Source organism: Variovorax sp. RO1 (assembly GCF_002849325.1).
GTDB lineage: Bacteria > Pseudomonadota > Gammaproteobacteria > Burkholderiales > Burkholderiaceae_C > Variovorax.
The window spans coordinates 244,146-265,158 of sequence record NZ_PKMT01000004.1 but is presented as its reverse complement, the minus strand read 5'-3'; the positions used below and the strand labels follow the sequence as shown (position 1 = coordinate 265,158).

The window sequence follows — 21,013 nt, the reverse complement described above, 5'->3', positions numbered from 1 at the left end:
AAGAAAGAAGGAAGAACGTCGTCGATCAGCCGCGACGGCGGATCAGTTGCACGCCCGGCAGCGGACGCTGCTCGGCGCTCGGCGTGCCGTGCAGCGCCTCGCGCAGGTTGCGCCGTGCGATGCGGCTGTGCTCGCGCATCAGCGCCTCGGCGCGCGAGCCCTCGCCGGACTCGATGGCGTCGAGCACCTGCAGGTGCTGGTCCTGCGCGATCACGAGCATGTCGCGCGCGGCCGGCGAATTGGCCTGCACGATGACGAAGCCCGAGGGCGAGGCGAACGGCAGGTTGACCACGCGTTCGAGCTGCTGCGCGATGAGGGGGCTGCCCGCCATCTCGCACAGCAGCGCGTGGAATTTTTCGTTGTGCGTCACGTAGCGCGAGAAGGCCGCGTCGTCGAGCGCGGGCTCGCGCAGCAGCTCGTCGATGCGCGTGAGACAGGCGCGCGCCTCGCGCAGCACCACGGGCGCCGCACCGCGTTCGGCCGCGAGCCGCGCCACGAGGCCTTCGAGCGTGCCGCGCAGTTCGATGGCGTCGGCCACATCGCGTTCGGAAAAGGTGCGCACCGCATAGCCGCCGTTGGGCAAGGCTTCGAGCAACCCTTCCTGCTCGAGGCGCATCAGCGCGCTGCGCACCGGCGTGCGCGACACGCCGAGTTGCTCGGAGATGGCGACCTCGGCAATGCGTGCGCCGCCGGGCAGCTCGCCCGCCAGAATCATTTCGCGCAACCGCAACTGCGCCTTCACGGCCTGCGAGCTGCCGCTGTCGCCGGGCTCCGCAGAAGTCAGGGGGGCGACCTTCATCACGCGGCCTGTGTCGTTTCGACGGGGCGGATCGGGATCGCGGCACGCGCGGGCCGCTCCTTCTCGATCATGCGGTCGATGAGGCGGCGCGCCCACATCGAGCCGGCGTCGATGTTGAGGTTGTAGAACTGGTGGTCGGGGTGCTCGTCGATGGCTTTCTGCTGCGCCTCGAGCACGATCTCGTCCTCGCGGAAGATGCCCGACACGCCTTCGCGCAGTTCGTGCGTGAGGCGCTGTTCACCCAGGCAGTAGTTGCGCGCAAAGGCCCAGAAGTACAGGCAGGTCTTGTCGGTCTCGGGCGTGATGGTGTTGAGCACATAGCCGTTGACGCCCTTGCTGCGGTCGCCGGGGTTGCTGCCCGACGGCACCGCACCGCTGCCCGCCTCGGCCACGCCGACGTCGATGTTCACCGTGCACGGGCCTTCGAAACGGATGATCTGCCAGCGGTCGACCTTGCCCGTGTAGCCGCGCGCATGGCGGATCTGGTTGCCCCAGAACGGCGGCGCGTCGATGTTCTCCATCCAGCGCGTGACGGTGGCCGAGCGGTCGCCGTGCGTGGCCACGAAGGGCGCTTCGGCCACTTCGCGGTTGCCGATCGACGAGCCGTGCACGAAGGTCTCGTGCGTGAGGTCCATGAGGTTGTCGACCACGAGGCGGTAGTCGCAGTTGACGCGAATCATCTTGCCGTCGCCGGCCCAGGCAGCGTCGTCGTTCCAGTGCATGTCGGGCACGAGCGCGGGGTCGGCCTTGGCCGGGTCGCCGGGCCAGATCCACACGAAGCGGTGCTTCTCGACCACCGGAAAGCTGCGCACGCAGGCCGAGGGGTTGAGCGTTTCCTGGCTCGGCATGTGGGTGCAGCGGCCCTGGCTGTTGTAGACCAGGCCGTGGTAGCCGCAGACCAGCTCGTCGCCTTCGAGGCGGCCCAGCGACAGCGGCATCAGCCGGTGCCAGCAGGCGTCTTCGAGCGCGGCCACCTGGCCGTCGGTGCGGCGGAACATCACCAGCTTCTGGCTGCAGATCGTGCGCGGCAGCAGCGCGTGGCGCACTTCGACGTCGTAGGCGGCGGCATACCAGGCGTTGAGCGGAAAGGCGGTCGTGGGCGTCTTCATGAATACGCAATGTATACATAACAGCGAGAAATTCCAGCGTACAACCCATTATTCGAGGGTAAACACCGAGTTCGACGTATACAAACAAGCTTCGCGCGAAGGCGCTAGGATTCCGCTCGTTCACAGTCACGACGGAGTTCATTCCATGTCCCAGCATGCCGCCCTGCCCGCCCGCTACGACCACGTGGGCAGCTTCCTGCGCCCGCAATACCTGCTTGAAGCACGCGAGCAGAAAGCCAAGGGCCAGATCACGCCCGAGCAACTGCGCGAGGTCGAAGACAAGGCCATCACCGAGATCGTCCGCTTCCAGGAAGACATCGGCCTGAAGAGCATCACCGACGGCGAGTTCCGCCGCACCTACTTCCACATCGACTTCCTCGACCAGCTCGGCGGCGTGAAGACCGACATTCCGGTCACCATCCGCCGCCCCGACGGCACCGAGGAACTGGCGCCGCCCGCGATGCGCGTGCTCGACAAGGTGCGCCACGTGAAGGACATCCAGCTCGCCGACTTCCAGTACCTCAAGAGCCAGGTGTCGGCCGGCCGCACGCCGAAGGTGACCATTCCTTCGCCGACGATGCTGCACTTCCGCGGTGGCCGCGCCGGCATCAGCAAAGAGGCCTACCCCGAGCTCGACCCGACCTTCTACGACGACGTGGCCAAGGCCTATGGCGACGAACTGCGCTCGCTGGCTGCAGCCGGCTGCACCTACGTGCAGATGGACGACACCAACCTCGCCTACCTGTGCGACGAGCACATGCGCGAAGCCGCCCGCAAGCGCGGTGACGACCCGAACGAACTGCCGCACCGCTATGCAGCATTCATCAACAAGGTGGTGGCGCAGAAGCCACCGGGCATGCTGCTGGCCATGCACCTGTGCCGCGGCAACTTCAAGAGCACGCACGCCGCCGCCGGCAACTACGAGCCCGTGGCCGAGGCGCTTCTGAAGGAGATGGACCTCGACGCCTACTTCATGGAGTACGACGACGCGCGCTCGGGCGACTTCAAGCCGCTGCGCTACCTGCCCAAGGGCAAGACCGTGGTGCTCGGCCTCGTGACCACCAAGTTCGGCGAGATGGAAGACAAGGACGAGCTCAAGCGCCGCATCGAAGAGGCCGCCAAGTACGCGCCGCTCGAACAGCTCGCGCTGTCGCCGCAGTGCGGCTTCTCCAGCACGGTGCACGGCAACAACATCGCCGTCGAAGCGCAGCGCAACAAGCTGCGGCTCGTGGTCGAAACCGCGCAGGAAGTCTGGGGCTCGACCTGACGCGCGCTTTCTGTTGAAGTCGGGGGCATGACGACGACGCAGATTTACTCCGGCCCCCTCAGCATGTTCGGCGCGAAGGTGCAGATCGCCGCGTACGAAAAAGGCATCACCTTCGAGCTCATCATGGTGCCGTTCACCACCGACGACGCCTACGAGCCCCGGCACCCCGAGGTGCTGCGCGTGAACCCGGTGAAGCAGCAGGTGCCGGTGCTGGTCGACAACGAGGTGGCGCTGTTCGACTCGACGCAGATCTTCGAGTACCTCGAAGACCGCTACCCGCAGCCTGCGTTGTGGCCTGAAGGCATTGCCGACCGGGCCCGCGCGCGACAGCTGGAGCAGAGATCGGACGAGCTGTTCTTCCCGAACGTCGTCAAGCTCTTCGGCCTGCAGCACGACATGCAGAGCGCGCCGGCCATGGCCGCATGCGCCGCGTGTGCGCGCTTCTACGAAGAGATGGAAGACCTGCTCGCCACGCGCGAGTACCTGGCCGGGCCGTACGGCTTCGCCGACATCGCCTTCTACATGGCCCACGTGTTCGCCGATCGCAAGGGCGCCGGCATGACCGATGCCACGCCGCGCCTCGTGGCCTGGCGCGACCGCGTGGGCGCTCGGCCCGCGGTGCGCGCGGTGGTCGATCCGATGATGCGGTTCCTGGCGTCGCAAGGGCGCGGCGTGCCGGCCTTCCTTCAGCGCTGAGCGGGCACCGAGGCATCACCCGCCCCATGCCGGACACCGCCTTCGACTGGCTGCCCTCCCCTTCGCAGCATTTTCTTGCCGTCACTTTCGCGTTGCTGGTCTATGTGCTGACCACGCGCACGCGCCGCGAGCAGCGCGCGCCCACCACCGCCATCGCATGGGTCATGGGGCTGGTGCTGATGCCGTATGTGATCCTTCCGATGTACCTGCTGTTCGGCCAGCGCAAGCTGCGCCCGGCGGGTGCGCCGCGGCCGCCGCGTTCGATGCCGCCGGGCCACTGGGCGGCCGACCTCATCGAGAGCTTCGGCCTGGCGCCGCCCGGTCGCTGCGCCATCCGCATGCACGCCGACGGCGAGGCCGCGCGCGAAGCGCTGTTCGAGGTGATCGACGGCGCGCGCGAGCGCATCGACGTGTGCACCTTCATCATTGGCGACGACGAACTCGGCCACGCGGTGATTGCGCGGCTTGCCAAACGCGCGCGCGAAGGCATCAAAGTGCGCGTGCTGCTCGACGGCTTCGGCGCGCTCTCGCTGCCGCGCCATCACTTCGACCGGCTGCGCGCGGCGGGCGGCGAGGTGGCCGTGTTCCGCCCCTTCTTCAGCCTGCGCCGCATCGGGCCGCGCAACCTGCGCAACCACCGCAAGCTCACCATCGCCGACGACCGCTGGCTCTGGTCGGGCGGGCGCAACCTTGCGGGCGAGTACTTCACCGGCAACGACACCCACCCCGAAGCCTGGCACGACCTGTCGTTCGACCTGCGCGGCAGCGTGGCCGGCGCCGCCGCGCGCCAGTTCGACCACGACTGGAGCTCGGTGCGCGGGCGCAAGGCACGCGCCATCACCGCCGACGACGTGCCCGCAGGCCCCGGCTGCGCGATGGCGCAGTTCCTGCCGAGCGGCCCCGACCAGACCGAAGACACGGCGCACGCGCTGCTCATCGACGCCTGCTTTCGCGCCGAGCACCGCCTGCTGGCCATCACGCCCTACTTCGTGCCAGGTGACGGCCTGCGCGACGCGCTGCGCCTCGCCGCGCGGCGCGGTGTGCAGGTGACCATCGCGATGCCCGCGCAATCGAACCACCGCCTCGCCGACTTCGTGCGCGCACGCGCCATGCGCGACCTCGCACGCGCGGGCGTGAGCTTTCGCATGCTGCCCTTCATGGCGCACGCCAAGGCCGTGGTGGTCGACGACGAACTGGCGATGTGCGGCTCGATCAACCTCGACCTGCGCAGCCTGCTGCTGAACCACGAGGCGGCCGTGGTGTTCTACGGCCGCAGCGACATCGAATGGTTCGCCGAGTGGATCGAGGCCACCGCCTCGGCCGGCGAGCCCTACCGCGCGCGGCGACCGGGGCTGCTGCGCGACGTGGCCGAAGGGCTGCTGCTGACGGTCGCGTTCCAGCTGTAGGTGCCCAGCGACGGTCGTGCATCGCTTCAGACGCACGAATGCAACACAATTGCAACCAATTGAACATTCCCACTAGAATCGCCACCGGTTCCGGTGGATGACGATCTGTCGGAGCCCCCTGCATCGCGGGGCAGCCCGCTCCGGCCCGGCCTGTCTGGCCGACCGAAGCGCCATCCGTTGGAAATCTTGCGCCCCGGCTCCGGGGAAAAACCGATGCGAGCTTTCTTCTCGCCGCACCCCCAGGGTGCTTGCACGCGCAATACCGCCGTCGTGACAAAGTGCCCAAATAACAGGCACCCACTACAGCGAGGCAAGCCCCCTTCCTACGGGGGTCAAAAATTAAGATAAAGGTTCACTGGTTATCGCAACTTCGCGTTGGGGAATGAGCGGTCTGCTCTTCCTCTCCTGAATTTGCGACCAGTTCCCCGCACTTCAGAAGCATCGGCGTCCGTCAGGGCGTATCGCCTTCGGCGACCTCGATGCGATGCAGGAGCGTGACCAGCAAAGGTGGTCGCGGCGGGGTTTGAGCGCTGGGCGCCGGGCGACACCTTCGCGCGGCCCGAAGCGATCCCCTTTGTTGTTGATCACTGCCGGATTCCCCTGAGCACGGGGAGAAAAATCGATGCCCTCCATGGATTCGCTGCTGGCGCTCGCGCGCCGGCTGGGCGCAGCCTTGCCCGTCGCATTCGCGCTGCTGCTGCCGTTGTCCGCCGCCCCGACCTGGGCGGCCCTGAACGAAGTCGGCCGCGCCACGCCGAGCGTGCACCGCCTGCGCTTCTTCATCGACCCGCAACTGGCGGCCGACATCGGCGCGCCCGAGGCCGGTCGCCGGCTCGCGCAGTACGTGGCCGACCTCAACACCGTGTTTATGCGCGAGACGGTGCGCAGTTTCACCTTCGATCCCGCGAAAGACCTGCAGATCGTCGCGCCCGGCGCGGCGCCGCCCTGCGGCTTCAGCGGCGTGGCCGGCGGCGAGATCGTGCTGTGCGTCGGCCCGTCGAAGCGCGGCTACAGCCACGGCGGCCTGACCACGAGCACCACCTTCCCGCCCACCGGCGTGACCTGGAACCTGAACTGGACCGCCATCCACGACCCGCTGCGCCTGTCGCGCGCCATCACCTCCGCCGCGCCCGAATCCACCGAGAAGGACTACCTCGGCCGCCAGCTCAAGACCCTGCTGCACGAGCTGGAGCATGTGTTCGGCGCCGGCTCCGGCGAGTACTACAACGCCATCGCCGTCGCCGACACCACCGAGACCGCACCCGCCAGCGACCTCGCCCTCGTGAAGCACACCGACCGCTACTGGTGGACGCGCCAGCACTGGCGCCTCGACCCGCTGCTGGGCACCGTGTTCGAGCAGCGCTACGACCCGGCCGCCAACCGCGTCGCCACACTCGGCCTGATCCGTTTCACCGAAGGCACCAAGGCACAGATCAACACCGACTGGCGCGACTGGCCCAAGCTCGGCAGCTCGAAGTTCATGGCCGCGACCACCGCCACGCAGGTGCGCGTGACCGAACGCGAGAGCGGCGCCGCGCTGGCCGGCGCGCCCGTCTCGGTGTGGCGCGACCCGGGCGCCGGCAAGCCGCTGGAGCCCATCGCACAGGGCACGACGAATGCCGAAGGCCGCTTCGTCTTCGACTGGCGCTGCGGCTTCAGCTGCTTCGCCGTCGGCAAGACCACGCTGCTCGTGAAGGCCCAGGCCTCGGGCCGCGCGCCGGGCGCGACCTGGTTCACCATCTTCGATGCCTTCGAGCAGAAGGCGGTGCAAGGGCAGGCCGCCTTCACCATCGACCTGCCGCTGGGCGTGCCCGACAGCCAGAAGCCGGCCGTGTCGCTGGCCGCGCCCGCGATGGCGACCGTGGGCCAGCCGGTGGCGCTGGCCCCCGTCGCGGTCGACAACGTCGGCGTGTTCGGCGTGAAGGTGATCGGCACCGACAGCCTGCCGCTGTGCACCTTCACCGCGCCGCCCTACACCTGCCACTGGACGCCGACTGCGCCGGGCGTGCAGATCATCCGCGTGATCGCCATCGATGCCGCGGGCAATGCCGAGGTCGCGTCGGCGCAGGTGATCGTGCGCGCGCCGGCCGACACCACGGCGCCGGTCGTGACTCTGAACGTGCCGCCGATGGCCTCGTCGGCCGCCGGCCTCCCGGTGCGGCTGTCGGCCAGCGCGTCCGACGATGTCGGCGTGGCCGAGCTGGCCTTCATCGTCGACGGCAAGACCGTCTGCGCACTGCGCGCCGCGCCCTACGCCTGCAACTGGACGCCCGCGCGCGCGGGTCTGGCCAACATCGAGCTGCGTGCCACCGATGCGGCAGGCAATGTCGCCACCGCGTCAGCCATCGCGCGCGTCGGCGCGGAGCTGCGGCCCGAGGATCTGTAAGAGCGGGAAGAACTCAGCGCCGGTTCGTGAAGCTGGCGTTGCCCAGCCCAGTGCCGATGGTCAGCACGCCCCAGTGGCGCACGTCGCGCATGAAGGGCAGCTCGCTCAGGCCCTGCACCACCGCGTCGTTGTGCATGAGCACCAGCGTCGCGCCCGAGCCGATGATCGGCAGGCGCTGCCACAGTGCGGCCGGCAGGTGGAAGGCGCGACTCTCCCAGTCGCCCGGCAGGTTTTGCGCGCCGCGCGCGATCGAGCCGTCGGAGCGGATCAACCCTGGACAGCCGATGCCGATGAAAGGCGCGAGCCGGATCTTGCGGCGCTCGGCGTAGATCACCATGTCCTCGAGCATGTCGGCGATGCGCTCGACCATGTGGCTGCGGTTCGGGCCGTCGTCGGCGTGGCGCCACTTCTCGCGCCGGACCACCTTGGCGCGCGAGAAGTCGGGCGCCTTGCGATGGCGCGTCTTCACGATGCCGCAGCGCACGTTGGTGCCGCCGATGTCCACCGCAAGAATCGCGTCGTGCCCCTTCAACAGCGCCGGCGGCGTCAGGTGCACCCAGCCGATCAGCCCGCCGTCGTCGACGTTGTGCGACAGCCGGCCCAGTTGCACGTGCACGCCCAGGTCTTCGAGCATCGCGCCCGCCTCCAGGATCGCGCGCTCGCCCACGTCGCTCTCGGGAAAACCGCCGCCGACCACGATGCGCTGCACCTTGCGCCACGAGGGCTGGCGCACGAAGCGCTGGATCACGAAGGCCAGCTCTTCGGCGAACTCCTCGATGGCGCCATGCATCACATCGGCGGCGGCCGTCGCGGTTTTTTCCTGCAGCACGCGGTCGAGGTCCTTCTTGCTGAGGTCGCGCGAATGGGTCTTGCCCAACGGGTCGCGGCCCGTCTTGCGGCGGCGCTTGCGCCAACGTTCGAGCAGTTCGCGAAACGCCGTCTGGCTGGCCTGGTCGCCGACGAAGCCGTCCTTGTCGCGCAGCTGCAGGCTGTAGCCGTCCACGCGCAGGCCGGGCAGCTCGCGCAGGCCGTGGATGTCGGGACCGGGGAGCGCGTGCTTTGTTTTTTTCATGACGGCCACTATGGGCCGCTGCGCAGCCCGGGCGCATCGGCCCCGCGCACCACGGCGTGTAGGAGACGGACGGGTACGGCCGGCGCGGCGATGCCGATACACTGACCCGGATGCACCTGCTTCGCAGCTTCTGGCGCGCCGCCCTGTGGCTTCCCGCGATGCTCTGGTTGGCCGCCGCACCTTCGGCGCAGGCCGCCGACGAGACCTTGCGCGTCGGCTCCAAGCGCTTCACCGAGTCGTACATCCTGGCCGAAGTGCTCGCGCAGACCGCCGCGCCGCACACCGCATCGCCGCCCGTCATACGCCAAGGCCTGGGCAACACGGCCATCGTCTACGAGGCGCTGCGCTCCGGCGCCATCGACCTCTACGCCGAATACACCGGCACCATCGCCCTCGAAATTCTCAAGGGCTCGCCCGCCGACACGCGCGAGGCCATGAACACCGCGCTCGCGCCGCTCGGGCTGGGTTTGGCGATTCCGCTGGGCTTCAACGACGGCTACGCGCTGGCCGTGCGCGCCGCCGATGCCGACAAGCTCGGGCTGCGCACGCTGAGCGACCTGGCGAAGCACCCCGAGTTGCGCATCGGGCTGTCGAACGAATTCATCGGCCGCGCCGACGGATGGAAAGGCCTGGCGGCAAGCTACGGCTTCACGCAGACACCGACCGGTCTCGACCACGGCCTGGCCTACGACGCCCTGACCGCCAAGCAGATCGACGCCATCGACATCTACACCACCGACGCCAAGATCGACCACCTCGGCCTGCGCGTGCTGGAAGACGACAAGAAGTACTTCCCACGCTACGACGCCGTGGTGCTCTACCGCCTCGACCTGCCGACGCGGCTGCCGAAGGCCTGGGCTGCGTTGCAGACGCTCGAAGGCAAGATCGACGAGCACGCCATGATCGCGATGAACGCGCGCGCCGAACTGCAGGGCGTGCGCTTCGACACCATCGCGCGCGACTTCCTCGCCGGCGCCACGAAGGACGGCAAGACGCCGCCGAGCGCCGCGCGCGGCTTCACAGCCAAACTCTTCGGGCCCGACCTCTGGCCGCTCGCGCGCCAGCATCTGCTGCTGGTGGCGGTGTCGGTGGGCGTGGCGATCCTCATCGGCGTGCCGCTCGCGATCCTCGTGTTTCCGCACCTGCGGCTGCGCGCCGTGGTGCTGGGCTTTGCGAGCGTGATGCAGACCGTGCCCTCGCTCGCGCTGCTCGCGGTGCTGATCTCGCTGCTCGGCGCCATCGGCGCCCTGCCCGCGCTCATTGCACTCACGCTGTACTCGCTGCTGCCGATCATGCGCAACACCGTGACCGGGCTGACCGAAGTGCCCCACGGCCTGCGACTGGCCGGTACTGCGCTGGGCATGACACCGCCGCAGAGCCTTCAGTTGGTGCTGCTGCCTCTTGCATTGCCCACGCTGTTGGCGGGCGTGCGAACGGCCACGGCCATCGCCATCGGCACGGCCACGATCGCGGCCTTCATCGGCGCGGGCGGTTTCGGTGAGCGCATCGTGACGGGGCTGGCGCTCAATGACCGCGAGCTGTTGATGGCCGGCGCACTGCCGGCTGCGGCGATGGCGTTGATCAGCGAAGGCATCTTCGAATTGATCGAATTTCTGATGCGTCGCAGTCGCAGGGCGCCATTGGCTTGAGTGGTTCAGGGCGACGCTCCCGCCGACGCGGTACCTTGCTCCGCGAATGTCCCCCGCCCTTCGGGCTCCTCCTTGATTTCGCTGCGCAAGGCACCGCATCGACGTGAGCGTGTTCAGTGCAGTCGTTGATCAGCCAGCACAACCACAGCGCTCAGCGGGCGCAGGACACTGGGTGCTTCCCGCAGCGAAATCAAGGAGGAGCGAAGCGGGGGACATTCGCGGAGGGAAGTACCCGGTGGCCTGTGCACGCGCCCCGAACCAAGCAGACGCAAAAAAGCCCCCGAGCGGGGGCTTCCATCCATTCGAGGAAAGACGTCAGGCCAACGTGTAAGCCGTCTTCACCGTAGTGAAGAACTCCTGCGCGTACTTGCCCTGCTCACGCGGCCCGTAGCTCGAACCCTTGCGGCCACCGAACGGCACGTGATAGTCCACACCCGCCGTCGGCAGGTTCACCATCACCATGCCCGCCTGGCTGTGGCGCTTGAAGTGCGTCGCGTACTTCAGCGAGGTGGTCGCGATGCCAGCCGACAGACCGAACTCGGTGTCGTTGGCCGTGGCCAGCGCTTCTTCGTAGTTCTTCACGCGGATCACGCTCGCCACCGGGCCGAACACTTCCTCGCGGTTGATGCGCATGTGGGCGGCGGATTCGCTGAACAGCGCCGGCGACATGTAGTAGCCGTCCGCCTCCAGCTTCAGCAGCTCGCCGCCGGCCGCCAGCGTGGCGCCTTCGCCCTTGCCGATGGCGACATATTCCATGTCCTGGTCGAGCTGTGACTTCGACGAAACCGGGCCCACGTCGGTGCCCTGCGCGAGCGCGTCGCCGACCTTGATCTTTGCCATGCGCGTCTTCATCGCCTCGATGAACTTCGGGTAGATGCCTTCGGTCACGATGAGGCGGCTCGACGCCGTGCAGCGCTGGCCCGTCGAATAGAACGCGCTCTGCACGCTGAGCTCCACGGCCTGTGCAAGGTCGGCGTCGTCGAGCACCACCTGCGGGTTCTTGCCGCCCATTTCGAGCTGCACCTTCTTGTGGTTCGTGACGCATTGCACCGCGATGTTGCGGCCCACACCCACCGAGCCCGTGAAGCTGATCGCATGGATGCCGGGGTGATTGACCAGCGCATCGCCGATCACGCTGCCGCGGCCCATCACGAGGTTGAACACGCCGGCCGGAATGCCCGAGCGGCTGATGATCTCGGCCAGCGCCCAGGCGCAGCCCGGCACGAGGTCGGCGGGCTTGAGCACTACGCAGTTGCCGAAGGCCAGCGCGGGCGCGATCTTCCATGCGGGAATCGCGATGGGAAAGTTCCACGGCGTGATGAGCCCGACCACGCCGACTGGCTCGCGCGTGATCTCGACGCCGATGTTCGGCCGCACCGACGGCAGCAGCTCGCCCGACAGGCGCAGGCATTCGCCCGCGAAGAACTTGAAGATCTGCCCCGCGCGCGTGGCCTCGCCGATGCCTTCGGCCTTGGTCTTGCCTTCTTCGCGTGCGAGCAGCGTGCCGAGCTCTTCCTTGCGCGCGAGGATCTCCGTGCCGATCTTGTCGAGCGCATCGGAGCGCGCCTGGATGCTGCCCGTCGCCCATGCGGGGAAGGCGGCGGTGGCAGCAGCCACGGCCGCATCGACGTGGCCCTTGTCGCCCTGCGTGTACTGGCCCAGCACGTCGGCCAGGTTGCTGGGGTTGATGTTGGGGCTGTAGCTTTGGCCAGCCAGCCATTCGCCATTGATGAGGTTGTTGAATTCAGTCATCGTCGATGTCCTTGTGTGCGTGTTGCGGTGAGGAGATTGGAAAAGTCTAAAGGCTAGGTGGCGCCTTCGGACTCCACGTAGAGGGCGTACAGCGAGTGGCTGGCTGCCATGTAGAGGCGGTTGTTCTTGGGGCCGCCGAAGGTGAGGTTGGCACAGCGTTCGGGCAGGCGGATGAAACCGATGGGCTTGCCTTGCGCATTGAAGATCTTGACGCCATCGAGGTCTTCGGATTTGGCCTGCGGCTGATAGACCTTCATGCCGTTGCCGGCATCGGCAGGTTCGGGCGCGAGCGCGCCGTTCCAGCCCCAGCCCATCCAGAGGTTGCCGTCGCGGTCGACGCGAAAACCGTCGAGCGCCGCGGCGCCCGTGCCGTCGATGAGCTTCGCCTTGTTCGACACGCTGCCGTCGGCCGCCACGTCATAGCTCCACAGGCTGCGGTTGGGCGTGCCCTTCCATTCGACGACGTAGAGCTTTTTCTCGTCCGGCGAAAAGGCCAGGCCGTTCGGGTTCACGAGGTCGGTGATCACCGCCGAGAGCTGGCCGTCGGGCGTGAGGCGGTACACGTTGGTCGTCGCCTGCTCGGGAGCGGCCTTCTCGCCTTCCCACGTGCCCGAGATACCGAAGAGCGGATCGGTGAACCACACGGTGTCGTCCGATTTCACGACCACGTCGTTCGGCGAGTTCAGCCGCTTGCCCTGGTAGCGATCGGCCAGCACGGTCATGCGCCCGTCGGGCTCGGTGCGCACCACGCGCCGCGTCACCGAGTGCTCGCAGCTGATGAGGCGGCCCTGTCGGTCGCGCGTGTTGCCGTTGCAGTAGCCGGCATTCGCCTTGTGGACCTTGAACTCGCCGGTCTTTTCCTCGTAGCGCATCAGCCGGTTGTTCGGAATGTCGCTGCACACGAGGTAGCCCTCGCGCGGCAGGTACACCGGGCCCTCGGCCCAGCGCATGCCCGTGCCGACCTGCTCGAGCGTGCTGCTGTAGATGCGGTACCTCGCAAAGCTGGGGTCGAGGATCAGCACCGACGGGTCGGGGTAGCGCTGCTGCGGCTTGTAGGGAAACGACTGGGCGCCCGCGGCGGCGGCCACGGCGCCGAGTGCCGAGCCGGCAGCCGCTTGCAGCAGGCGACGGCGATCCATGTGCTTGTTCATTCAGTCTCCTTGGATGTTTCAGCCGTCAGCGCACGAAGGCACCGGGCGCTCAGCGGACCATGCAGGGGCGCTTGTTGTCGAAGGTCCAGTTCGGAATGAGGAACTGCATCGCCTGCGCGTCGTTGCGCGCCCCGAGGCCGTGCTTCAGGTACAACTGGTGCGCCTTCTCGACCTCGGCCATGTCGAGCTCGATGCCCAGGCCGCCGCGCGTGGGCACCTGCACGAGACCGCCTTCGATCTGCAGCGGCGCCTTCGTCAAGCGCTGGCCGTCCTGCCAGATCCAGTGCGTGTCGATGGCCGTGACCTTGCCGGGTGCGGCAGCGGCCACGTGCGTGAACATCGCGAGCGACACGTCGAAGTGGTTGTTGGAATGCGAGCCCCAGGTCAGGCCCCAGGCCTGGCACAGCTGCGCCACGCGCACCGAGCCCTGCATCGTCCAGAAATGCGGGTCGGCCAGCGGAATGTCGACCGACTGCAGCGAGAGGCTGTGCACCATCTCGCGCCAGTCGGTGGCGACCATGTTGGTGGCGGTGGGCAGGCCGGTGGCGCGGCGGAACTCGGCCATCACCTCGCGGCCCGAGAACACGCCTTCGGCGCCGCAGGGGTCTTCGGCATAGGCCATCACGCCGTGCAGGTCGCGGCACAGGCGGATGGCGTCGGCCAGCAGCCAGCCGCCGTTCGGGTCGAGCGTGACGCGCGCCTGCGGAAAGCGTTCGTGCAGCGCGCGGATCGCCTCGACCTCTTCTTCGCCGCGCAGCACGCCGCCCTTGAGCTTGAAGTCGGTGAAGCCGTAGCGCGCGTGCGTGGCCTCGGCCAGCCGCACGATGGCCTCGGGCGTCATGGCTTCTTCGTGGCGCAGGCGGAACCAGTCGTTGTCGGCGCCGGGGTCGGTCTCGTACGCCAGGTCGGTCTTCGTGCGGTCGCCCACGTAGAAAAGGTAGCCGAGCATCTGCACCGCATCGCGCTGCTGGCCTTCGCCGAGCAGCGCAGCCACGGGCACGCCCAGGTGCTGGCCCAGCAGGTCGAGCAGCGCGGCTTCGGCGGCGGTGACGGCATGGATGGTCACGCGCAGGTCGAAGGTCTGCAGGCCACGCCCGCCGCTGTCGCGCGCGGCAAACGCGCTGCGCATGCGATTGAGCACGGCGTTGTGGTTGCCGATGGGCTGGCCCACGATGAGGTCGCGCGCGTCTTCGAGCGTCTGGCGGATCTTCTCGCCGCCCGGCACTTCGCCCACGCCGGTGTGGCCGGCGCTGTCGGTGAGGATCAGCAGGTTGCGCGTGAAGAACGGGCCGTGCGCGCCGCTGAGGTTCATCAGCATGCTGTCGTGGCCCGCAACGGGCACGACGCGCATGGCGGTGACGACGGGCGCGCCCGACACGACGGGGGAAGCAGCGGATTCAGGAGAGGTCATCTTCGGGCTCGGTGGCTCAGTCTGCAGTGATGTGGCGGGTGTCGATGAGCGTCTTCCATCGCGCCCATTCGCGCAACTGGAAAGCAGTGAAGTCTTCTGGGGTGCTCGCGACGATTTCCAGGCCCTGGTCGAGCATGCGTTTCTTCGTCTCGGGGTCTTGCATGGCGGCGACGACGGCGTCGCTCAGCTTCTTCTTCGTGGCGGGCGGCAGGCCCTTGGGCGCGGCCATGCCTTGCCACGAATAGACCTCGGCGCCCTTCACGCCGGCTTCGGCGAGCGTGGGCACGTCGGGCAGCACGGGGGAACGCTTGTCGCCGGTGACGGCAATCGCGCGCAGCTTGCCGGCGCGGATGTGCGGCAGCACGGCGTTCACGTTCTGGAACGAAAAATCGACCTGGTTGCCCAGCAGATCGTTCACTGCCGGCGCGCCGCCCTTGTAGGGCACGTGCACGCCTTCGGTCTTCGATTGCTGCCAGAAGAGTTCGGCCGACAGGTGGTCGGACGAGCCGTTGCCCGAGCTCGCGAACGAGACCTTGCCCGGCGTCTTGCGCAAGAGCGCGAGCACGTCGGCCACGGTGTGTTCGGGCCGCGCGACATTCGCCACGAGCACGTTGGGCGCCTGCACGGGCACGCTGATGTAGTCGAAGTCTTTGGTGGCGTCGTAGGGCACGCTCTTTTGCAGGTGCGGCGTGACGACGAAGGCGCCGAGCGACGACACGAGCAGCGTGTAGCCGTCGGGCAGTGCGCGCCGCACGAAGCCGGTGCCGATGGTGCCGGTGGCACCGGGCCGGTTGTCGACCACGAAGCTGCCGCCGAGCTTGCCCTGCAGCTGCTGCGCCAATGCGCGCGCCACCATGTCGGTGGAGCCGCCGGCGGGGAACGGCACGATGATCGTCACGGGCTTCTGCTGCGGCCATGTGTCGGCTTGTGCCGAAGCGTGCAGCGGCAGCAGCGTGGTGGCGGCGAGCGCGAGGCCCGCGGCCAGGAGGTGTTGTCTCTTCATCGATCGCGCCTCCGTCAGGTCGTGAGACGAACGGCCTGGCGCGCGAGCAGCTTCCACTCACCGCCCTGCTTCTGCCAGATGCCGAGGATCTTCAGCGCGACCTTGCCGGGCTTGCCCGAGTCGTTGGTGTCGGCCGTGAGCGTGTGGCGCACGATGGCGGTGTTTCCGTCGACCACCTTGATGGTCTGGTCGGTGATCGCGATGGTCACGAAGTCCGACTTGCGGTCGAGCAGGTCGCTGATGAAGCTGGCCTGCGTGTCGACCTTGCCGCCCGAATGGCCGTAGCTCAGGTCGTCGGCCACCAGCGCGCGCAGCGCGGCCGGTGTCGGGTCGACCATGGCGACGCGCAGCCGCTCGGCGGCCGCGGCCACCGCCGGTTCGGCCGATGCGCTGTTGCTGCTGCCACCGCTGGCGGCACAACCCGCGAACACGGCGGTCGCTGCGGCGGCGAGGATGAATTTTCTGATGAGCATGTCGTTGTCTCCTGTTTGTTTTGTGGTGCGGTCGACTACTGCGATCAGTGCCCGCTTACTGCGGGCCGAGCGTGTCGATGAGCGCCTTCAGCGCGTCCATCTCGTCGGGCTTCAGGTCGGTGAGCGGTGCGCGCACAGGGCCGGCGCCGTGGCCGACGACCTTGGCGCCCGCCTTCACGATGCTCACGGCGTAGCCGGGCACGCGGTTGCGCAGTTCCAGGTAGGGCATGAAGAAGTTCTTCAGCAGGTGGTGCTGCGTGGCCATGTCGTCGTTGGCGACCGCGTGATAGAAGTCCATCGCCGTCTTCGGAATGAAGTTGAAGACCGCCGACGAGTACACCGGCGTGCCCATTGCCTTGTAGGCCGCGGCATAGACCTCGGCCGTGGGCAGGCCGCCCAGGTAGGCGAAGCGGTCGCCCATCTTCTGGAAGATCGCGACCATCGCTTCGATGTCGCCCACGCCGTCCTTGAAGCCGACGAGGTTCGGGTTGCGCTCGGCCAGGCGGGCCAGCGTGTCGGGCTTGAGGCGGCTCGAGGCGCGGTTGTAGACGATCACGCCGAACTTCACGCTCTTGCACACGGCTTCAACGTGCGCGGCCAGGCCTTCCTGGCCGGCTTCGGTGAGGTAGTGCGGCAGCAGCAGGATGCCGTGCGCGCCGGCCTTCTCTGCGGCTTGCGCGCACTGGATGGCAAAGCGCGTCGGGCCGCCGGCGCCGGCAATGATCGGCACCACGCCGCGGCAGGTGTCGACCGCGGTCTGGATGATCTCGGGGTACTCCTCACCCGTCAGCGAGAAGAACTCGCCCGTGCCGCCCGCGGCGAACAGCGCGCTCGCGCCGTAGGGCGCCAGCCATTCGAGGCGCTCGACGTAGCCCTTCTTGTGGAAGTCGCCGTTGCTGTCGAAGTCGGTCAGCGGGAACGAGAGCAGGCCGGAGCCCATGATGGTCTTGAGTTCTTGCGGGTTCATCGGAAGTCGTCCAGTGAAAAAGAGAAATGAGGAAAAGAAGAAAGAAGAAGGGGCCGCTCAATCGAGCTTCAGGTTGGCTTGCTGGATCACTTGCGCCCAGCGCGCGCGCTCCTTGGCGAAGAACTGGTCCTGCTCGGGCGCGGTCATGGTCACGACCTCGGCGCCCTGTCCCGCAAGGCGCGCCCGGATGTCGGGCGTGCGGATGATGCGGACCAGCTCCTTGTTGAGCCGGGCGATCACCGCGTCAGGGGTGCCGCGCGCTGCGACCACGCCCTGCCATGTGCCCGACTCGTAGCCGGGAACGCCCTGCTCCGCGATGGTCGGCACGTTGCCGATCAGCGGCATGCGCGTCGACTTCGACACGGCGATGAGCTTCAGCTTGCCGCTCTGCACATGCGGGTAGGTGGCCAGCATGCCGTTCATGAGCACCTGCGTCTGGCCCGCGACGGTGTCGAGCACGGCCTGCACGCCGCCCTTGTAGGGCACGTACTCCCACTTGGCGCCGCTCTTGCGCTGCAGTTCGACGCCGGCCAGGTGCGCGGTGCTGCCGCTGGCGGTGACGGCGAAGTTGAGGTCGCTCTTCTTCGACAGCTCGACGAGCTCCTTCAACGTGTTCGCCTGCACCGACGGGTGCACCACCAGCAGGTGCGGCGAGTAGGCCAGCATGGCCACGCTGCGCAGGTCTTTCGTCGGATCGAACGGCAGCTTGGGGTACAGCGACGGGCTGATGGCCAGCGCGCCGAGGTCGCACAGCATGAGCGTGTGGCCGTCGCCGGGCGCCTTGGCGAGCATGTCGGCACCGAGGTTGCCGTTGGCGCCCGCGCGGTTCTCGATGACCACGGGCTGGCCCAGCGCTTCGGAGAGCGGCTGGCCGATGGCGCGCGCAATGATGTCCGACGAGCCGCCCGGCGGGTACGGCACGATCAAACGGATGGGCTTGGAAGGCCAGTTGCCGCCCGCCCCTTGCGCGAAAGCGTGCAAGGGCAGGCTGGCAGCCAGTGTGGTGGCGAGGGCGGCGCCGAGCGCGCCGCGTCGGTTGACGGTCATGGGTGCTGTCTCCTGAAGTTCGATGCGGGGCATGCGTGGCCGCGATGGCGCCGCATGTTATCAGTCATCGTACAACTAGAAAATCAGCTTGTCCAGACTTGAGCCCTGAAAACTCAGGGCGAACTCAACGCGAAGGGGTGGGGTCGGACGAAGCGGCGCCGTTGCCGGCCGCCTCCGTCTTGGCTTTTTGCTGTTGCGCGGCTTCCTGCGCCATGCGCAGCCGCTCGCGGCTGTTGGTCAGGTGGATGCGCATCGCGGCGCGTGCCGACTCGGGGTCGCGGCGCGCAATGGCCGCATAGATTTCTTCGTGCTCGCGGTTCACGCGGCTCAGGTAGCTGCCGTCCTGCACGCGGATCGCGCTGATGCGCGTGCGCGGGATGATCGTCGTACCCAGGTGCCGCATGATGTCGGCGAAGTAGGGGTTGCCGGTCGACTGCGCGATTTCCAGGTGGAAAGCGAAGTCGGGCGCCACGGTGTCGCCGCCCACCGTGACGTTCTGCTCGAACGCATCGAGCGCCTGGCGCATTGCGACCAGCTGCTCGTCGGTGCGCCGGCTCGCGGCCAGCCCGGCCGATTCGGTCTCCAGGCTGATGCGCAGCTCGAGCACGGCGAGCACGTCGACCGAGGTCGCGATCTCGCCGGGATCGAGGCGGAACACCCCGCCCATGCCACCCGGTCGCGGCTGCAGCACGAAGGTGCCCACGCCGTGCAGCGTCTCGACCAGCCCGCCCGCCTGCAGCTTCGACAGCGCCTCGCGCACCACGGTGCGGCTCACACCATAGGCTTGCATGATGGCCGACTCGGTGGGCAGCTTGTCGCCCGGCCGCAGCGACTGGCTGCGGATCTTCTCGCCCAGGTCTTCCACCAGCCCATGCGCCAGGCCGCGCGCGCGTTGGCGCGGCCGCCCGACGAAGGCGGCGCTCCCCGCCGGGTTGTCGGCGGTCGTTTTCTGAACCTCGGGATTACCCGCAGTCGTTTGGGCCATGGCGACGATCATAATCCCCTCACAGTTGTACGACAACAGATAACTTATCACCTAAAAACGGTGACGAAGTTGTCCACTCCCTCCGCTTCCCATCACACATCTCGAAGACATGTCGACGCCTGAAGCCCCCTCCTCCCCACTCGGCCGCTTGCTGCTGACCGGCGCCGCCGGCGGCCTGGGCCGCGTGCTGCGCGAGCGGCTCGCACCGTTTGCGAACGTGATCCGCCTTTCTGACATCGCCGACATCGCGCCGGCCACGGGCGCACATGAAGAAGTCGTGCCCTGCGACCTGTCCGACAAGGCCGCGGTCGACGCGCTGGTGGCCGGCTGCGACGCCATCGCCCACTTCGGCGGCGTGTCGGTCGAGCGCCCGTTTGAAGAAGTGCTCGAAGCCAACATCAAGGGCGTGTTCAACCTGTACGAGGCCGCGCGCCGCCACGGCGTGAAGCGCGTGGTGTTCGCCAGCTCGAATCACGTGATCGGCTTCTACAAACAGGACGAGCACATCGACGCGCACACCGCGCGCCGGCCCGACGGCTACTACGGCCTGTCGAAGTCTTTCGGCGAAGACATGGCGCAGTTCTACTTCGACCGCTGGGCCATCGAAACGGTGAGCATCCGCATCGGCTCGTCGTTCCCCGAGCCGCTCAACCGCCGCATGATGAGCACCTGGCTCAGCTACCGCGACCTCACGACGCTGATCGAAAAGTCGCTCTTCACGCCCGACGTGAAGCACACGGTGGTCTACGGCATGTCGGCCAACCGCGACCTGTGGTGGGACAACGCCGCCGCCGCGCACCTGGGCTTCGTGCCGCAAGACAGCTCCGAGGTGTTCCGCGACAAGGTCGAGGCGCAGCCGAAGGTGGCGCCCACCGACCCGAACGCCATCTACCAGGGCGGCGCGTTCACCGCGCAAGGCCCATTCGGCGACTGAACGCACGGCACCCGATGCAAGCCGAACTCGTTCTCGACGCGCGCAACGGCACGGGCGAAAGCCCCGTGTGGCTGGGCGCGGAGCAGGCGCTCTACTGGGTCGACATTCCCGCGCGCACGCTCAACCGCTGGCACGCCGCCGAAGGCCATGCGAAGTGGCAGGCCGATGAAATGATCGCCTGCATCGCACCGCGCGCCGGCCAGCCCGGCGAGTGGATCGCCGGCATGGAAAGCGGCCTGTTCTCGCTGCGCCCGCGCGCCGACGGCACGCTCGCGGCCACGCCGCTCGCCCCGGTGGCGCACGCCGCGCCGGGCATGCGCTTCAACGACGGCCGCTGCGACCGGCAGGGCCGCTTCTGGGCCGGCACGATGCTGCTCGACATGGCCGCAGGCGCACGCGTCGGCCGCCTGTACCGCTACGGCGCCGGCAACGACAGTGCGACGCTGCAACTGGACGACCTCATCGTGCCCAACGGCCTGGCCTTCAGCCCCGACGGCCGCACGATGTACCTGTCGGATTCGCACCCGAGCGTGCAGGCCGTCTGGGCCTTCGACTACGACACCGACACCGGCACGCCCCACAACCGGCGCCTGTTCGTCGACATGCAGCCCCTGCCCGGCCGCCCCGACGGCGCGGCGATGGACGTCGACGGCTGCTACTGGATCTGCGGCAACGACGCCGGCCTGGTGCACCGCTTCACGCCCGACGGCCGGCTCGACCGCTCGCTCGCCGTGCCGGTGAAGAAGCCCGCCATGTGCGCCTTCGGCGGCGCGAACCTCGACACGCTGTTCGTCACCTCGATCCGCCCCGGCGGCATCGACCTGTCGGACCAGCCGCTGGCCGGCGGCGTGTTCGCGCTGCGCCCCGGCGTGGCCGGCGTGCCCGAGCCGGCGTTCGGCTGACCCC

Annotated in this window: 18 protein-coding genes; 7 read left to right on the top strand and 11 right to left on the bottom strand. The window is 68.1% G+C overall.

Translation table 11 applies throughout. From position 1 onward, the window contains the following. Positions 1-25: 25 nt before the first annotated feature. Together CY658_RS21555 and CY658_RS21550 are read right to left on the bottom strand one after the other, a co-directional pair. The gene (locus tag CY658_RS21555) at positions 26-799 is read right to left on the bottom strand and encodes a GntR family transcriptional regulator (protein ID WP_101492134.1); all 774 of its coding nucleotides are present in this window, start codon (positions 797-799) and stop codon (positions 26-28) included. Further along, entirely contained in the window at positions 799-1,908 is a 1,110-nt protein-coding gene (locus CY658_RS21550) for an aromatic ring-hydroxylating dioxygenase subunit alpha (RefSeq protein WP_101492133.1), read from the bottom strand. Before CY658_RS21550 ends, CY658_RS21555 begins: the two co-directional genes overlap by 1 nt. A 145-nt stretch (positions 1,909-2,053) precedes the next feature. Between CY658_RS21550 and CY658_RS21545 the strand changes: the two genes are divergently transcribed. From CY658_RS21545 to CY658_RS21530, 4 genes are all read left to right on the top strand, one after another. Continuing rightward, positions 2,054-3,175, top strand: a complete 1,122-nt coding sequence (locus CY658_RS21545; protein WP_101492132.1) for a 5-methyltetrahydropteroyltriglutamate--homocysteine S-methyltransferase — start codon at positions 2,054-2,056, stop codon at positions 3,173-3,175. Positions 3,176-3,202: 27 nt separating this feature from the next. Next, on the top strand, positions 3,203-3,871 hold the full coding sequence (locus CY658_RS21540) for a glutathione S-transferase family protein (protein ID WP_101492131.1): 669 nt from the start codon (positions 3,203-3,205) through the stop codon (positions 3,869-3,871). Between the two features lie 26 nt (positions 3,872-3,897). After that, on the top strand, positions 3,898-5,277 hold the full coding sequence (locus tag CY658_RS21535) for a phospholipase D-like domain-containing protein (protein WP_101492130.1): 1,380 nt from the start codon (positions 3,898-3,900) through the stop codon (positions 5,275-5,277). A gap of 622 nt (positions 5,278-5,899) precedes the next feature. Next, a complete protein-coding gene (locus CY658_RS21530) occupies positions 5,900-7,663 on the top strand; it encodes an Ig-like domain-containing protein (RefSeq protein ID WP_101492129.1) in 1,764 nt (587 codons plus the stop codon). Between the two features lie 13 nt (positions 7,664-7,676). Here the strand turns inward: CY658_RS21530 and CY658_RS21525 are convergent, their stop codons facing one another. Beyond that, positions 7,677-8,735, bottom strand: a complete 1,059-nt coding sequence (locus CY658_RS21525) for an ROK family protein (RefSeq protein WP_101492128.1) — start codon at positions 8,733-8,735, stop codon at positions 7,677-7,679. A gap of 110 nt (positions 8,736-8,845) precedes the next feature. Here CY658_RS21525 and CY658_RS21520 point away from each other — a divergent pair, with 110 nt between their 5' ends. Beyond that, positions 8,846-10,384, top strand: a complete 1,539-nt coding sequence (locus CY658_RS21520) for a glycine betaine ABC transporter substrate-binding protein (protein WP_101492127.1) — start codon at positions 8,846-8,848, stop codon at positions 10,382-10,384. Positions 10,385-10,699: 315 nt separating this feature from the next. Here the strand turns inward: CY658_RS21520 and CY658_RS21515 are convergent, their stop codons facing one another. The 8 genes from CY658_RS21515 to CY658_RS21480 form a co-directional block, all read right to left on the bottom strand. Continuing rightward, positions 10,700-12,136, bottom strand: a complete 1,437-nt coding sequence (locus CY658_RS21515; RefSeq protein ID WP_101492126.1) for an aldehyde dehydrogenase family protein — start codon at positions 12,134-12,136, stop codon at positions 10,700-10,702. Positions 12,137-12,189: 53 nt separating this feature from the next. Further along, positions 12,190-13,287 carry an SMP-30/gluconolactonase/LRE family protein gene (locus CY658_RS21510; RefSeq protein ID WP_101492125.1) on the bottom strand — a complete coding sequence of 366 codons (1,098 nt, stop codon included), beginning with the start codon at positions 13,285-13,287 and terminating at the stop codon, positions 12,190-12,192. A gap of 49 nt (positions 13,288-13,336) precedes the next feature. After that, positions 13,337-14,698: a glucarate dehydratase gene (gene gudD, locus CY658_RS21505; protein ID WP_101492124.1), complete on the bottom strand. Its 1,362-nt coding sequence runs from the start codon at positions 14,696-14,698 to the stop codon at positions 13,337-13,339. A gap of 16 nt (positions 14,699-14,714) precedes the next feature. After that, positions 14,715-15,701, bottom strand: a complete 987-nt coding sequence (locus CY658_RS21500) for a Bug family tripartite tricarboxylate transporter substrate binding protein (RefSeq protein WP_101492123.1) — start codon at positions 15,699-15,701, stop codon at positions 14,715-14,717. Between the two features lie 14 nt (positions 15,702-15,715). Then, positions 15,716-16,174 (bottom strand): nuclear transport factor 2 family protein, encoded by a 459-nt coding sequence (locus tag CY658_RS21495; protein WP_101492122.1) that lies wholly within the window; start codon positions 16,172-16,174, stop codon positions 15,716-15,718. A 55-nt stretch (positions 16,175-16,229) separates the two neighbouring features. Continuing rightward, positions 16,230-17,141, bottom strand: a complete 912-nt coding sequence (gene kdgD, locus CY658_RS21490) for a 5-dehydro-4-deoxyglucarate dehydratase (protein WP_101492121.1) — start codon at positions 17,139-17,141, stop codon at positions 16,230-16,232. Positions 17,142-17,198: 57 nt separating this feature from the next. Continuing rightward, positions 17,199-18,188, bottom strand: coding sequence for a Bug family tripartite tricarboxylate transporter substrate binding protein (locus tag CY658_RS21485; protein ID WP_101492120.1), 990 nt, complete (start codon positions 18,186-18,188; stop codon positions 17,199-17,201). A gap of 124 nt (positions 18,189-18,312) precedes the next feature. Next, complete coding sequence (locus CY658_RS21480; protein ID WP_101492402.1) at positions 18,313-19,173, bottom strand: FadR/GntR family transcriptional regulator; 861 nt, start codon at positions 19,171-19,173, stop codon at positions 18,313-18,315. 109 nt (positions 19,174-19,282) lie between these two features. On the opposite strand from CY658_RS21480, the gene CY658_RS21475 reads away from it, so the two are divergent. Beyond that, a complete protein-coding gene (locus tag CY658_RS21475; protein WP_101492119.1) occupies positions 19,283-20,107 on the top strand; it encodes an NAD-dependent epimerase/dehydratase family protein in 825 nt (274 codons plus the stop codon). 14 nt (positions 20,108-20,121) lie between these two features. Next, entirely contained in the window at positions 20,122-21,009 is an 888-nt protein-coding gene (locus tag CY658_RS21470) for an SMP-30/gluconolactonase/LRE family protein (RefSeq protein ID WP_101492118.1), read from the top strand. Positions 21,010-21,013: the final 4 nt, after the last annotated feature.

Bases quoted from the DNA above. Each gene is read 5' to 3' on its own strand.
- CY658_RS21545 (WP_101492132.1), top strand. From the start codon at position 2,054: ATGTCCCAGCATGCCGCCCTGCCCGCCCGCTACGACCACGTGGGCAGC.
- CY658_RS21535 (WP_101492130.1), top strand. From the start codon at position 3,898: ATGCCGGACACCGCCTTCGACTGGCTGCCCTCCCCTTCGCAGCATTTT.
- CY658_RS21495 (WP_101492122.1), bottom strand. From the start codon at position 16,174: ATGCTCATCAGAAAATTCATCCTCGCCGCCGCAGCGACCGCCGTGTTC.
- CY658_RS21485 (WP_101492120.1), bottom strand. From the start codon at position 18,188: ATGACCGTCAACCGACGCGGCGCGCTCGGCGCCGCCCTCGCCACCACA.
- CY658_RS21550 (WP_101492133.1), bottom strand. From the start codon at position 1,908: ATGAAGACGCCCACGACCGCCTTTCCGCTCAACGCCTGGTATGCCGCC.
- CY658_RS21515 (WP_101492126.1), bottom strand. From the start codon at position 12,136: ATGACTGAATTCAACAACCTCATCAATGGCGAATGGCTGGCTGGCCAA.
- gudD (WP_101492124.1), bottom strand. From the start codon at position 14,698: ATGACCTCTCCTGAATCCGCTGCTTCCCCCGTCGTGTCGGGCGCGCCC.
- CY658_RS21475 (WP_101492119.1), top strand. From the start codon at position 19,283: ATGTCGACGCCTGAAGCCCCCTCCTCCCCACTCGGCCGCTTGCTGCTG.
- CY658_RS21480 (WP_101492402.1), bottom strand. From the start codon at position 19,173: ATGGCCCAAACGACTGCGGGTAATCCCGAGGTTCAGAAAACGACCGCC.
- CY658_RS21510 (WP_101492125.1), bottom strand. From the start codon at position 13,287: ATGAACAAGCACATGGATCGCCGTCGCCTGCTGCAAGCGGCTGCCGGC.
- CY658_RS21500 (WP_101492123.1), bottom strand. From the start codon at position 15,701: ATGAAGAGACAACACCTCCTGGCCGCGGGCCTCGCGCTCGCCGCCACC.
- kdgD (WP_101492121.1), bottom strand. From the start codon at position 17,141: ATGAACCCGCAAGAACTCAAGACCATCATGGGCTCCGGCCTGCTCTCG.
- CY658_RS21555 (WP_101492134.1), bottom strand. From the start codon at position 799: ATGAAGGTCGCCCCCCTGACTTCTGCGGAGCCCGGCGACAGCGGCAGC.
- CY658_RS21470 (WP_101492118.1), top strand. From the start codon at position 20,122: ATGCAAGCCGAACTCGTTCTCGACGCGCGCAACGGCACGGGCGAAAGC.
- CY658_RS21540 (WP_101492131.1), top strand. From the start codon at position 3,203: ATGACGACGACGCAGATTTACTCCGGCCCCCTCAGCATGTTCGGCGCG.
- CY658_RS21520 (WP_101492127.1), top strand. From the start codon at position 8,846: ATGCACCTGCTTCGCAGCTTCTGGCGCGCCGCCCTGTGGCTTCCCGCG.
- CY658_RS21525 (WP_101492128.1), bottom strand. From the start codon at position 8,735: ATGAAAAAAACAAAGCACGCGCTCCCCGGTCCCGACATCCACGGCCTG.
- CY658_RS21530 (WP_101492129.1), top strand. From the start codon at position 5,900: ATGCCCTCCATGGATTCGCTGCTGGCGCTCGCGCGCCGGCTGGGCGCA.